This is a genomic window from Enterobacter sp. ZOR0014 (assembly GCF_000798855.1).
In the GTDB taxonomy this organism is placed as follows: domain Bacteria; phylum Pseudomonadota; class Gammaproteobacteria; order Enterobacterales; family Enterobacteriaceae; genus Enterobacter; species Enterobacter kobei.
On the sequence record NZ_JTLF01000333.1, the window covers coordinates 1 to 13094 of the forward strand.

A 13094-nucleotide genomic window follows, 5' to 3' on the forward strand; every position below is an offset into this window, starting at 1 on the left:
TCGCCCGGCGGCGCTACGCTTGCACGGGCCTACAATGAAACGTGCAACCCGTTACACAATGTAGGCCGGATAAGCGTAGCGCCACCCGGCAAGAAAGACGGCTCATATGTTTATGACAGCGGGCACATTACTGCAGCAGCGAAATATCCGCCACGCGCAGGAACAACTCGCGCAGTTTTTCGAGCATAGAGAGACGGTTGATACGCAGGTCTTTATCTTCTACGTTCACCATCACTTTCTCGAAGAAGGCGTCGATCACGTCACGCAGTTCCGCCAGTTCCACCAGCGCTTCCTGATAGCGGCCTTCCGCGAAGTACGGTTCGAGCTTGTCGCGCAGCACCACAACCTGCATCGCCAGAGCAATCTCTTCCGGCTCTTTCAGGGTTGCGGCGTTCACGCGTTCGTTCAGCGTTTCGTCGGATTTCGCCAGAATGTTGGAGACACGCTTGTTAGCCGCAGCCAGCGCAGATGACGCTTCCAGCGTACGGAAGTGGGAAACCGCCTTCATACGCGCATCGAAATCAGCCGGACGGGTCGGACGACGCGCCAGCACCGCCTGAATGGTGTCAACGGTGTAACCTTCGTCCTGATACCAGGCGCGGAAACGACCGAGCATAAAGTCGATAACGTCGTCCACCACGTTCGCGTTGGTCAGCTTGTCGCCGTACAGACGCACCGCTTCTTCGGTCAGTGTCTGCAGATCGAGGTTCAGGTTCTTCTCAACGATGATGCGCAGCACGCCCAGCGCAGCACGACGCAGCGCAAACGGGTCTTTGTCCCCTTTTGGATGCTGGCCGATCCCGAAGATACCCGCCAGGGTGTCCATCTTGTCGGCAATCGCCACGGCGCAGGCGACCGGGTTAGACGGCAGTTCGTCACCCGCAAAGCGCGGCTGATACTGCTCGTTCAGTGCCACAGCCACGTCTTCCGCTTCGCCATCGTGACGCGCGTAGTGCATGCCCATCACGCCCTGGGTATCGGTAAATTCGAACACCATGTTGGTCATCAGGTCGCACTTGGAGAGCAGGCCCGCACGGGTCGCATGGTTGACGTCGGCACCAATTTCGCGGGCGATCCAGCCGGACAGCTCCGCAATGCGGCCGGTCTTGTCGCGCAGCGTACCCAGCTGCTGCTGGAACAGCACGGTCTGCAGACGCGGCAGGTTATCTTCCAGACGTTTTTTGCGGTCGGTATTGAAGAAGAACTCGGCATCCGCCAGACGTGGACGCACCACTTTCTCGTTACCGGAGATAATCTGGATCGGATCTTTCGATTCGATGTTGGCGACGAAGATGAAGTTTGGCAGCAGCTTGCCGTCGTTGGCGTAGACCGGGAAGTACTTCTGGTCACCCTTCATGGTGTACACCAGCGCTTCTGCCGGAACGGCCAGGAATTTCTCTTCGAACTTCGCGGTCAGCACCACCGGCCATTCAACCAGAGAGGTCACTTCTTCCAGCAGGCTGTCGCTCAGATCGGCATTACCGCCAATCTTGCGCGCCGCCTCTTCCGCGTCCGCTTTGATTTTGGCTTTACGCTGTTCGTAGTCAGCAATGACCTTACCGCGCTCCAGCAGGATTTGCGGATACTGGTCGGCATTGTCGATGGTGAACTCCGGCTCACCCATAAAGCGGTGGCCGCGGATCACGCGATCGGACGCCACGCCCAGAATGGTGGCAGGAATAACGGTGTCGCCCAGCAGCAGGGTCACGGTATGCACCGGACGCACGAAGTGGACGTCAGACGCGCCCCAGCGCATCAGCTTAGGAATCGGCAATTTCGCCAGCGACGTGGCAATCATGTCCGGCAGCAGCGCTTCTGCGCTCTCGCCTTTCACATGCGCACGATACAGCAGCCACTCGCCTTTGTCGGTGGTCAGACGCTCGGCCTGGTCAACGGTGATGCCGCAACCGCGCGCCCAGCCTTCAGCCGCTTTGCTCGGCTTGCCTTCCGCGTCGAACGCCTGGGCAATAGCCGGGCCACGTTTTTCGACTTCACGATCCGGCTGAGACGCCGCCAGATTTGCCACTTTCAGCGCCAGACGACGCGGCGCAGCAAACCACTCAATTTTACCGTGCGCCAGGCCAGCGTTATCCAGCTCGGCAGTCACGTTCGCAGCAAAAGATTCAGCCAGGCTGCGCAGGGCTTTTGGTGGCAGCTCTTCGGTGCCGATTTCCACCAGGAAAGTTTTCTCAGACATGGCCGCCTCTTATTCGTTTACTTTGATGTCTTCTGACTTCAACTTGTTGCACATCGGGAAGCCAAGGGCTTCACGGGACGCGTAGTAAGCTTCTGCAACGGCTTTGGTCAGGGTACGAATACGCAGAATGTAGCGCTGACGTTCAGTCACGGAGATGGCTTTGCGGGCGTCCAGCAGGTTGAAGCTGTGGGCGGCCTTCAGAATACGCTCGTAAGCAGGCAGCGGCAGCGGAGTCTCCAGCGCCAGCAGCTGCTGCGCTTCTTTCTCGTACTGCTCGAAGCAGGTGAACAGGAAGTCCACGTCCGCGTATTCGAAGTTATAGGTGGATTGCTCCACTTCGTTCTGATGGAACACGTCGCCGTAGGTGGTTTTACCCAGCGGGCCGTCGCTCCAGACCAGGTCGTAAACGCTGTCTACGCCCTGAATATACATCGCCAGACGTTCCAGACCGTAGGTGATTTCACCCGTGATCGGCTTACATTCCAGACCGCCAACCTGCTGGAAGTAAGTGAACTGGGTCACTTCCATGCCGTTCAGCCACACTTCCCAACCCAGACCCCAGGCACCCAGCGTTGGGTTTTCCCAGTTATCTTCCACGAAACGGATATCGTGAATGGTTGGATCCATACCCAGCTCTTTCAGCGACCCGAGGTACAGTTCCTGAATATTGTCGGGCGATGGCTTAATCACCACCTGGAACTGATAGTAATGCTGCAGACGGTTCGGGTTCTCACCGTAACGACCATCGGTCGGACGACGGGAAGGCTGCACATACGCGGTCGCCATTGGCTCTGGTCCCAACGCGCGCAGGCTGGTCATCGGGTGTGAAGTGCCGGCGCCGACTTCCATGTCCAAAGGTTGAACAATGGTGCAGCCCTGACGAGCCCAGTAATCCTGTAAGGTCAGGATCAGGCCCTGGAAGGTCTTGGTATCAAACTTTTGCATAGTATTTCGTGCTGGATACGTGTGGTTTTAAATGGAAGGGACCAGTATACCCGCTGGCTGCAAGATATACAGTACGAAACGGGGTTGTTTAGGGAAAATTGGGAAATAAGCCTTCAGGCCAGAACGTGGGCGACGTCTGGCTGTTGATTATGCGAGCAGGCTAGCGCATGGAGAGGTGTAAAAACTGGCCGTCTGCATCAAACGAGCAGACAAAGCCCTCTTTACGCGACGTATGGCCCCGCAGCTCATAGCTTCCCTGAAAGCGCTCAAATCCGGTGACATCAATCTTCTGAACGGCCGAGTTATAGCGGCGTGCAGCCTGATCTTTACAGATTGCCTCCATGTTCAGTGAACGTTCCGGGCTCATTTTGCCCTGCTGTGCTTTTTGCACAGGTGCTTCTTGTGGCGTACTGCAACCTGCCAGCATGAGCAGCAGAAAGAGTGACGCCACTCGCTTCATCATCATTTTTATTACCGTCCTGGTCAGTGGCTGTTATTTTTAGTATCAAAGCTTTTATAGATTAAGGTTCGCCATTCTGCGAATCTCGCGGTCTTCCGGCAAGCCTGCTGATAAAACTCAGAATTTTCCAAACGAAGACTTTTAGACAATGGCAGTCACACTCCATTTACAGGGAACACGAGGAACTGATGGCTTCAAAAATTAACTGGATTGATAACCTGCGAGGAATAGCGTGTCTGATGGTGGTCATGATCCACACGACGACCTGGTATGTCACGAATGCGCACAGCATCAGCTCTGTTAACTGGGACATTGCCAACATTCTCAACTCTGCGTCTCGCGTCAGCGTTCCGCTGTTTTTTATGATTTCCGGCTTTCTCTTTTTTGGCGAACGTAGCGCGCAACCGAGGCACTTCACCCGCATCGCGGCCTGTCTGGGGTTTTACAGCGCCGTTGCCTTGCTCTATATCACCCTGTTCACCTCAATTAACGCCGGGCTATCACTCAAATATTTGCTGCAAAAACCAGTGTTCTATCACCTGTGGTTTTTCTTCGCCATTATCGTTATCTATCTTGTCTCTCCTCTTATTCAGGTGAAAAACGTCAGCGGGAAAATGCTGCTGGCCCTGATGGTGGTGATTGGCCTCATCGCCAACCCGAATACGGTCTCGCAGAAAATCGACGGATTTGAATGGTTGCCGGTCAATCTCTATATCAACGGCGATACCTTCTATTACGTGCTTTACGGCATGCTGGGGCGCGCCATCGGGATGATGGAGACGCAAAAACGTAGTCTGAACTGGCTTTGTGCGTCGCTGTTTATCGCAGGCGTGGCGGTGATATCGCGCGGGACGCTGCACGAATTGCAGTGGCGCGGTAATTTTGCCGATACCTGGTACCTGTATTGCGGACCGATGGTGTTTCTCTGTGCCGTCTCGCTGCTTACGCTCGTTAAAAACACGCTCAACGCGCGGCCACTCCCGGTCCTGAGCGTGATTTCGCGGCACTCGCTCGGAATTTATGGTTTTCACGCGCTGGTGATCCACGCCCTGCGAACAAGAGGTGTGGAGCTAAAGAGCTGGCCGGTGCTGGATATCATCTGGATTTTTGCCGCCACGCTGGTCATCAGCCTGCTGCTGTCGATGCTGCTGCAAAGAATCGATACGCGTAGGTTTGTAAGTTAGCCAGATGGACGGGGAGTGGTAGGCCGGGTCAGCGCAGCGCCACCCGGCGGATGTTTACGACATCAGCGGCAGTAGCTGCTGATAGATTTTGCGGAACACGTCGCGCCTCTGCGCATAGCGGGCATGGCGTGCTGCATCAGGCAAGTGCGCCTGTTCAAGCGGAAGCTGCGGTAACAATTGTGAAAGCGGTTTTTCGGGGTTCATGGCTATCTGTGCCAGCCGTGCGGCGCCGAGCGCGGGCCCGACATCGCCACCGGTGCGGAAATCCAGCTGCAATCCGCTGATGTCAGCCAGCATCTGTCGCCAGTAAGGGCTCCGCGCGCCGCCGCCAATCAGGGTGACGCTCGACGGTTTCAGGCCGCAATCATGCACCACGTCCATGCCGTCGGCCAGTGCATAGCCCACACCCTCCAGAACCGCACGCGCCAGCTCAGCCGGGCCATGCTGATGAGTTAAACCAAAGAACACCCCTTTCGCTTGCGGGTTGTTGTGCGGCGTTCGCTCACCGGAAAGATACGGTAAAAACCAGATCGTACCCGCGGTGTCATCCGCCTGCTGCGCGGCGGAGATGAGCGCCGGAACATCGGCCATGCCGGTGAGTCTTGCCGCCCAATCCAGGCAAGATGCGGCACTGAGCATCACTGACATCAAATGCCATTTCCCCGGAAGGGCATGGCAGAAACTGTGCACTGCGCTTTCAGGGTTGCTGCGATACCCGTCGCTAACGGCAAAATAGACACCGGACGTTCCCAGCGACAGCATCGCCTGCCCTGCCTCCACCATGCCGACACCGACGGCCCCCGCCGCATTGTCACCGCCTCCGGCCACCACCGGTACGGCTGGCATATTCCAGCGTTCAGCAACGGCTGGCTGCAGCGTGCCTGTCACCTCGCTACCTTCGAACAGCGCGGGCATATGGGCGCGGGTCAGATGGCAGGCATCCAGCATCGCCTCGCTCCAGTCACGTTTCGCCACGTCGAGCCACATCGTGCCCGCCGCGTCAGACATGTCGCTGGCGAAATCACCCGTCATGCGAAAACGCAGATAATCTTTCGGCAGCAGGACTTTCGCCACCTGCCGGAAAATCTCAGGTTCATGACGCTGTACCCACAGAAGTTTCGGTGCGGTAAAACCGGGCATCATCAGGTTGCCGGTGATCTGGCGGGAGGTGGGTACACGTTCCTCAAGAAGCGCACACTCTTCTGCACAGCGGCCATCGTTCCAGAGGATCGCAGGACGCAACACGCGATGCTGGCTATCCAGCAGCGTTGCGCCGTGCATTTGCCCGGCAATCCCCAGCGCTTTGACGTCACGCAGAGGGTGTTTCTCGCCTAGCGCCTTGATGGCACGGTCCGTTGCCTGCCACCACTGCTCCGGGTCCTGTTCCGACCACAGCGGATGCGGACGTGAAACCTGCAGCGTTTCCGTCTGCGTAGCTAACACATCGCCCTGCTCGCTTAACAGGATGGCTTTCACACCCGACGTGCCAAGATCGATCCCGATATACATTACGGTGACTCCTTTAACAGAAATGCCCGGTGGCGCTAACGCTTACCGGGCCTACGTGCTGTTATTTATCGAACAGGTAGTGGTTGACCAGGTTTTCCAGCAGTTCCTGGTGCCCGCTCTGGTGCCGCGGCGCCAGCTGCTGCTGTTCAGCGTACTTCGCGATCTCCGCAAGTGATAACTGGCCTTTCAAAATTTGCTGACCCAGCTCACTGTTCCAGCCGCTGTAGCGCTTCGCAACACGCTTATCCAGCTCACCGTCTTCAATCATGCGAGCGGCGACTTTCAGCGCCAGCGCCATGGTGTCCATCGCGCCAATGTGACCGTAGAACAGATCGTATTTGTCGGTGCTCTGACGACGTACTTTGGCGTCAAAGTTCAGGCCGCCGGTAGTGAAACCACCCGCTTTAATGATTTCGTACATCACCAGCGCATTCTCTTCCACGCTGTTCGGGAACTGGTCTGTATCCCAGCCCAGCTGTGCATCGCCGCGGTTAGCATCGACAGAGCCAAAGATGCCCAGTGCAATCGCAGACGCAATCTCGTGATGGAAAGAGTGGCCCGCCAGCGTGGCGTGGTTGGCTTCAATGTTAACTTTAATCTCTTTTTCCAGACCGAACTGTTTCAGGAAGCCATACACCGTCGCCACGTCGTAGTCATACTGGTGCTTGGTCGGTTCCTGCGGTTTCGGCTCAATCAGCAGCGTGCCACGGAAGCCGATTTTGTGCTTATGATCGACAACCATCTGCATAAAGCGGCCAATCTGCTCGCGCTCCTGGCGCAGATCGGTGTTGAGCAGGGTTTCGTAGCCTTCACGACCGCCCCACAGGACATAGTTTTCGCCGCCCAACTGATGCGTGGCGTTCATGGCCGTCACCACCTGCGTGGCCGCCCAGCTAAACACTTCCGGATCCGGATTGGTTGCCGCGCCCGCGCCGTAGCGTGGGTTAGTGAAGCAGTTTGCGGTGCCCCACAGCAGCTTCACGCCGCTTTGCTGCTGTTTTGCCGCCAGCACATCCACCATCTGCGCGAAATTGTTCAGGTACTCTTTCAGAGACGCACCTTCCGGCGAGACGTCCACATCGTGGAAGCAGTAGTACGGCACGTTCAGCTTGTGGAAAAACTCAAATGCCACATCGGCTTTGCGTTTCGCCAGCTCGATGGCTTCACCCGGCTGCTGCCATGGGCGGTCAAAGGAACCCACACCGAACATATCGGCGCCGTTCCAGCAGAAGGTATGCCAGTAACAGGCGGCAAAGCGCAGATGGTCTTCCATGCGCTTACCCAGAACCAGCTCATCCGGGTTGTAGTGACGAAATGCTAAAGGATTGGTCGTTTTTGGGCCTTCGTAACGAACACGATCGAGTTGGTCGAAATAAGCTTGCATATTGAGCTCCATAATCAGGGTATGCGGCGAGTCGTTGATACAGGAGTAATAGTGAATAGACATTTTGGGTTGCTCAATTACGTTATTTCACACTGCTATTGAGAGAATGCACAACTGTGCGCTGGCTCGCAAAATAATGCGCAGGCAAACTATTTTTCGGCGTAAATTCCAGAATCAAATGTAATTAAGACGTTACGCATTTTAAAATCCGATCGCGGTCATAAATTCAGAAATAAACCAAATATCGTAATGAGAAGATAAAAATCTGTAATTGCCAGCCCGCCTTTCCGCGTTAAAAATTTGCTGCGTCCCAGCAGTGAATGTTTCTTTTATCTCAGCAACACATACCCCTACAAAAGGCCTAATAATTATGAAGATAAAGAACCTGACCCTAACGATCTGCACTACTCTCCTCCTTGTAAGCTTTGCAGGACATGCCAAAGAGGTCAAAATTGGCATGGCGATTGACGACCTGCGCCTGGAGCGCTGGCAAAAAGATCGCGATATCTTTGTGAAAAAAGCGGAATCACTCGGTGCGAATGTCTTTGTTCAGTCAGCGAATGGCAATGAAGAAACGCAAATGTCACAGATCGAGAATATGATTAACCGTGGTGTCGATGTCCTGGTCATTATCCCTTATAACGGCCAGGTATTAAGTAACGTAGTGAAAGAAGCGAAGCAAGAAGGCATAAAAGTTCTCGCTTATGACCGCATGATTAATAATGCGGATATTGATTATTATATTTCGTTTGACAATGAAAAAGTGGGTGAATTACAGGCGCAAAGCCTGATCGACAAAGTGCCTCAGGGCAATTATTTCCTGATGGGTGGCTCTCCGGTAGATAACAACGCCAAACTGTTCCGTGAAGGACAAATGAAAGTCCTTAAACCCTACATCGACAATGGGAAAATTAAGGTGGTTGGCGATCAGTGGGCCGACGGATGGCTGCCAGAAAACGCGCTGAAAATTATGGAAAACGCGCTGACGGCCAACAACAACAAAATTGATGCGGTCGTGGCCTCCAACGATGCCACCGCAGGCGGTGCTATCCAGGCGCTGAGCGCCCAGGGTCTGGCCGGGAAAGTCGCGATCTCCGGGCAGGATGCCGACCTGGCAGGGGTAAAACGCATTATCGCTGGCACACAAACCATGACGGTCTACAAACCGATTACCGAGCTTGCCAATACCGCGGCGGAAATCGCCGTGGAGCTGGGCAATGGCAAGCAGCCTAAAGCAGACGCGACGCTGAATAACGGGCTGAAAGATGTTCCGGCTCGCCTGCTCACGCCAATTGAAGTCAATAAAGAGAACATTGACGCCACCGTGATTAAAGACGGTTTCCACAAGAAGAGCGAACTGTAATCCAGCGCGGCCCCCGCTCTGCGGGGGCGCATCACGTTGTACTGTTCTTCCCTCGGGTTATGTGGAGCAGGTATGCCTTATTTACTTGAAATGAAAAGCATCACCAAGCGCTTCGGCGCAGTGAAGGCCGTCGACAACGTCAGCCTCCGGTTGAACCCCGGCGAAGTGGTTTCGCTGTGCGGCGAGAACGGTTCGGGCAAATCAACGTTGATGAAAGTTCTGTGTGGGATCTACCCACACGGCAGTTACGAAGGCGAAATTGTCTTTGCCGGTGAAGTGATCCAGGCGACACACATTCGCGATACCGAACGTAAAGGGATCGCCATTATCCACCAGGAGCTGGCGCTGGTGAAGCATCTCACCGTGCTGGAAAACATCTTCCTTGGAGCCGAGATTTCCCGCCACGGCGTACTGGATTACGACACCATGACGCTCCGCTGTGAAAAGCTGCTGGCGCAGGTGAGCCTCAATATTTCACCGGATACCCGCGTGGGCGATCTGGGTCTGGGGCAACAGCAGCTGGTAGAAATTGCTAAGGCGCTGAACAAACAGGTACGGCTGCTGATCCTCGATGAGCCTACGGCTTCGCTCACCGAACAGGAAACCGCAGTTCTGCTCAATATCATCCGCGATCTGCAAAACCACGGCATCGCCTGTATCTACATTTCGCACAAGCTAAACGAGGTTAAAGCCATTTCGGACACCATCTGTGTCATTCGCGACGGGCAGCACATCGGCACGCGCGAAGCGGCAGGCATGAGTGAAGATGACATCATCACCATGATGGTAGGCCGCGAGCTGACGGCGCTCTACCCGAATGAGCCACACGCCAGAGGCGAGGAAGTGCTGCGCGTGGAAAATCTGACCGCGTGGCACCCCGTTAATCGCCACATCAAGCGCGTGAATAACGTCTCGTTTTCTCTTCACAGCGGCGAAATTCTCGGGATTGCGGGCCTCGTCGGCGCCGGACGCACGGAGGCCGTACAGTGTCTGTTTGGCGTGTGGCCCGGGCGCTGGGAGGGGACGATTTATATCGACGGCCAGCCAGTGAAAATCGACAACTGCCAGCAGGCGATTGCCCGCGGCATTGCTATGGTGCCGGAAGATCGTAAAAAAGACGGCATCGTACCGGTCATGGCGGTGGGGAAAAACATTACGCTTGCGGCACTCGATCGGTTCTCCGGCGCGCTGAGCAGCCTGGACGATGCCGCAGAGCAGCAGTGCATTCTTCATTCGCTTGCCAGGCTGAAGGTCAAAACGTCCTCCCCGGAACTGGCGATTGGCCGCCTGAGTGGCGGTAACCAGCAGAAAGCGATTCTGGCGCGCTGCCTGCTTCTCAACCCACGCATATTAATCCTCGATGAGCCAACGCGCGGGATTGATATCGGTGCCAAATATGAAATCTACAAACTGATTAATCAGCTTGTTCAGCAAGGGATTGCCGTCATTGTCATTTCGTCTGAGTTACCCGAAGTGCTCGGCCTGAGCGACCGCGTGCTGGTGATGCACGAGGGGAAACTGAAAGCCAACCTGATTAACCAGAACCTGACGCAGGAGCAGGTGATGGAAGCCGCTTTAAGGAGCGAACGTCATGTCGAAAAGCAATCCGTCTGATATCAAAGTCGCCGTTCCGACGCCCGGTGCGTTCGCAGGGCTAAAAGCGCTGAACCTGCAGGTCTTCGTGATGATCGCAGCAATTATCGTCATCATGCTGTTTTTTACCTGGATGACCGATGGCTCATATTTAAGCGCGCGTAACGTCTCTAACCTGCTCCGCCAGACCGCCATTACCGGGATCCTGGCCGTAGGCATGGTGTTCGTCATTATCTCGGCAGAAATTGACCTGTCTGTAGGGTCGATGATGGGCCTGCTCGGCGGCGTGGCGGCTATTTTCGACGTCTGGCTTGGCTGGCCGCTGCCGCTGACCGTGGCGGTGACGCTGGTACTGGGTCTGGTCCTGGGGGCCTGGAACGGCTGGTGGGTTGCCTACCGCAAAGTCCCGTCGTTTATTGTTACCCTGGCGGGGATGCTGGCCTTCCGTGGGATCTTAATCGGGATTACCAACGGCACTACCGTCTCCCCCACCAGCGCCGCCATGTCGCAAATTGGTCAGAGCTACCTCTCCGATAGCGTGGGCTTTACGATTGGCGTGGTAGGTTTGCTGGCGTTTGTCGCCTGGCAGTGGCGGGGGCGCATGCGTCGTCAGGCGCTGGGGCTGGCGTCACCGGCATCAACCTCCGTGGTAGGACGCCATGCGCTGACTGCGGTCATTGTGCTGGGCGCCATCTGGCTTCTTAACGACTATCGCGGTGTTCCGACACCGGTCCTGCTGCTGGCGCTGTTACTGCTGGGCGGGATGTTTATGGCGACGCGCACCGCGTTTGGCCGCCGCATTTATGCCATCGGCGGCAACCTTGAAGCTGCCCGTCTCTCGGGGATCAACGTCGAGCGCACTAAGCTCGCGGTGTTCGCCATTAACGGCCTGATGGTCGCCATCGCCGGGTTGATCCTCAGTTCGCGTCTGGGTGCCGGTTCGCCCTCCGCAGGTAACATCGCCGAGCTGGATGCGATTGCCGCCTGCGTCATTGGCGGCACCAGCCTCGCCGGCGGTATCGGTAGCGTGGCGGGTGCGGTCATGGGAGCATTTATCATGGCGTCGTTGGATAACGGGATGAGTATGATGGACGTCCCGACGTTTTGGCAGTATATCGTCAAGGGGGCCATTCTTTTACTGGCAGTCTGGATGGACTCTGCCACCAAGCGACGAGCCTGATAACCGTATTGTGACTTAATTGGGAAGTGAGCCATGTTTGAAAAGCGTCACCGCATTACGTTGTTATTCAATGCCAATAAAGCCTACGACCGTCAGGTCGTTGAAGGCGTGGGTGAATATTTGCAGGCGTCGCAATCCGAGTGGGATATCTTCATTGAGGAAGACTTCCGCACCCGTCTGGAGAACATCAAAGACTGGCTGGGGGATGGCGTCATCGCTGACTATGACGATCCCGTCATTGAACAGCTGCTGACCGACGTCGACGTCCCGATCGTGGGCGTCGGCGGCTCCTACCATTCCCCCGAAAATTACCCGCCGGTTCACTATATCGCCACCGATAATCATGCCCTGGTCGAAGCCGCTTTTCTTCATTTAAAAGAGAAAGGCGTCCATCGTTTCGCGTTCTATGGTTTACCCGCTACCAGCGGCAAGCGCTGGGCAGTCGAGCGCGAGCATGCGTTTTGCCAGCTGGTCGCGCAGGAGAAGTATCGCGGCGTAGTGTATCAGGGGCTGGAGACGGCTCCGGAAAACTGGCAGCACGCGCAAAACCGGCTGGCGGACTGGCTGCAAACGCTGCCCCCGCAAACCGGCATTATTGCCGTCACCGACGCCCGCGCCCGCCACGTGCTGCAGGTCTGCGAGCATTTACATATCCCGGTGCCCGAGAAGCTGTGCGTGATTGGCATTGATAACGAAGAACTCACCCGCTATCTCTCCCGCGTGGCGCTCTCCTCTGTGGCACAGGGCACCCGTCAGATGGGCTATCAGGCAGCGAAGCTGCTGCATCGTCTGCTGGATAAAGAGTCTCTGCCGCTTCAGCGTTTGCTGGTACCCCCTGTCCGCGTCGTGGAGCGTCGCTCAACCGACTATCGTTCCCTGAGTGACCCGGCCGTCATTCAGGCGATGCACTATATTCGCAACCACGCCTGTAAAGGAATTAAGGTCGATCAGGTTCTGGATTCGGTGGGCATTTCTCGTTCGAATCTGGAGAAGCGTTTCAAAGAAGAAGTGGGCGAAACCATTCATGCCGTCATCCATGCGGAGAAACTGGAGAAAGCCCGCAGCCTGCTCATCTCAACATCACTGTCGATCAACGAAATCTCACAGATGTGCGGTTATCCGTCGCTGCAATATTTCTATTCGGTGTTTCGCAAAGAGTATGACACCACGCCAAAAGAGTATCGGGATCGCCACAGCGAGGTGCTGATATAGAAAAGAAAACGCCTTCATTTAGAAGTAATGCCGATCAGTTAAGGATCGGTTGACCGATCCCGTGGCT

Annotated in this window: 10 protein-coding genes; 5 read left to right on the forward strand and 5 right to left on the reverse strand. The window is 55.8% G+C overall.

Translation table 11 applies throughout. The annotated features are described in order from the left end of the window. Nucleotides 1-127: 127 nt before the first annotated feature. The 3 genes from glyS to L977_RS18875 all read right to left on the reverse strand — a co-directional run bounded on the left by glyS (nucleotide 128) and on the right by L977_RS18875 (nucleotide 3608). Nucleotides 128-2197 carry a glycine--tRNA ligase subunit beta gene (glyS, locus tag L977_RS18865; protein WP_047626574.1) on the reverse strand — a complete coding sequence of 690 codons (2070 nt, stop codon included), beginning with the start codon at nucleotides 2195-2197 and terminating at the stop codon, nucleotides 128-130. Nucleotides 2198-2206: 9 nt separating this feature from the next. Then, the gene (glyQ, locus tag L977_RS18870) at nucleotides 2207-3142 is read right to left on the reverse strand and encodes a glycine--tRNA ligase subunit alpha (protein WP_023338915.1); all 936 of its coding nucleotides are present in this window, start codon (nucleotides 3140-3142) and stop codon (nucleotides 2207-2209) included. A gap of 160 nt (nucleotides 3143-3302) precedes the next feature. Next, a complete protein-coding gene (locus L977_RS18875; RefSeq protein ID WP_014882040.1) occupies nucleotides 3303-3608 on the reverse strand; it encodes a YsaB family lipoprotein in 306 nt (101 codons plus the stop codon). A 182-nt stretch (nucleotides 3609-3790) separates the two neighbouring features. Here L977_RS18875 and L977_RS18880 point away from each other — a divergent pair, with 182 nt between their 5' ends. Continuing rightward, nucleotides 3791-4786 carry an acyltransferase gene (locus tag L977_RS18880; protein ID WP_023338914.1) on the forward strand — a complete coding sequence of 332 codons (996 nt, stop codon included), beginning with the start codon at nucleotides 3791-3793 and terminating at the stop codon, nucleotides 4784-4786. Between the two features lie 54 nt (nucleotides 4787-4840). On the opposite strand, the gene xylB is transcribed toward L977_RS18880, so the two are convergent. Then, nucleotides 4841-6295 (reverse strand): xylulokinase, encoded by a 1455-nt coding sequence (xylB, locus tag L977_RS18885; RefSeq protein ID WP_047626577.1) that lies wholly within the window; start codon nucleotides 6293-6295, stop codon nucleotides 4841-4843. A 61-nt stretch (nucleotides 6296-6356) separates the two neighbouring features. Beyond that, the gene (gene xylA, locus L977_RS18890) at nucleotides 6357-7679 is read right to left on the reverse strand and encodes a xylose isomerase (RefSeq protein WP_100246814.1); all 1323 of its coding nucleotides are present in this window, start codon (nucleotides 7677-7679) and stop codon (nucleotides 6357-6359) included. 370 nt (nucleotides 7680-8049) lie between these two features. On the opposite strand from xylA, the gene xylF reads away from it, so the two are divergent. The 4 genes from xylF to xylR all read left to right on the forward strand — a co-directional run bounded on the left by xylF (nucleotide 8050) and on the right by xylR (nucleotide 13027). Further along, nucleotides 8050-9042 carry a D-xylose ABC transporter substrate-binding protein gene (gene xylF, locus L977_RS18900; protein WP_014882036.1) on the forward strand — a complete coding sequence of 331 codons (993 nt, stop codon included), beginning with the start codon at nucleotides 8050-8052 and terminating at the stop codon, nucleotides 9040-9042. A 72-nt stretch (nucleotides 9043-9114) separates the two neighbouring features. Continuing rightward, nucleotides 9115-10656, forward strand: coding sequence for a xylose ABC transporter ATP-binding protein (locus L977_RS18905; protein ID WP_023331745.1), 1542 nt, complete (start codon nucleotides 9115-9117; stop codon nucleotides 10654-10656). Further along, on the forward strand, nucleotides 10634-11815 hold the full coding sequence (gene xylH / locus L977_RS18910; RefSeq protein WP_014882034.1) for a xylose ABC transporter permease XylH: 1182 nt from the start codon (nucleotides 10634-10636) through the stop codon (nucleotides 11813-11815). Before L977_RS18905 ends, xylH begins: the two co-directional genes overlap by 23 nt. Before the next feature lie 33 nt (nucleotides 11816-11848). Then, nucleotides 11849-13027, forward strand: a complete 1179-nt coding sequence (gene xylR / locus L977_RS18915) for a D-xylose utilization transcriptional activator XylR (protein ID WP_014882033.1) — start codon at nucleotides 11849-11851, stop codon at nucleotides 13025-13027. Nucleotides 13028-13094: the final 67 nt, after the last annotated feature.

Coding starts and splice junctions, on each gene's coding strand:
- L977_RS18905 (WP_023331745.1), top strand. CDS start 9,115: ATGCCTTATTTACTTGAAATGAAAAGCATCACCAAGCGCTTCGGCGCA.
- xylB (WP_047626577.1), bottom strand. CDS start 6,295: ATGTATATCGGGATCGATCTTGGCACGTCGGGTGTGAAAGCCATCCTG.
- xylR (WP_014882033.1), top strand. CDS start 11,849: ATGTTTGAAAAGCGTCACCGCATTACGTTGTTATTCAATGCCAATAAA.
- xylA (WP_100246814.1), bottom strand. CDS start 7,679: ATGCAAGCTTATTTCGACCAACTCGATCGTGTTCGTTACGAAGGCCCA.
- glyS (WP_047626574.1), bottom strand. CDS start 2,197: ATGTCTGAGAAAACTTTCCTGGTGGAAATCGGCACCGAAGAGCTGCCA.
- xylH (WP_014882034.1), top strand. CDS start 10,634: ATGTCGAAAAGCAATCCGTCTGATATCAAAGTCGCCGTTCCGACGCCC.
- glyQ (WP_023338915.1), bottom strand. CDS start 3,142: ATGCAAAAGTTTGATACCAAGACCTTCCAGGGCCTGATCCTGACCTTA.
- L977_RS18880 (WP_023338914.1), top strand. CDS start 3,791: ATGGCTTCAAAAATTAACTGGATTGATAACCTGCGAGGAATAGCGTGT.
- xylF (WP_014882036.1), top strand. CDS start 8,050: ATGAAGATAAAGAACCTGACCCTAACGATCTGCACTACTCTCCTCCTT.
- L977_RS18875 (WP_014882040.1), bottom strand. CDS start 3,608: ATGATGATGAAGCGAGTGGCGTCACTCTTTCTGCTGCTCATGCTGGCA.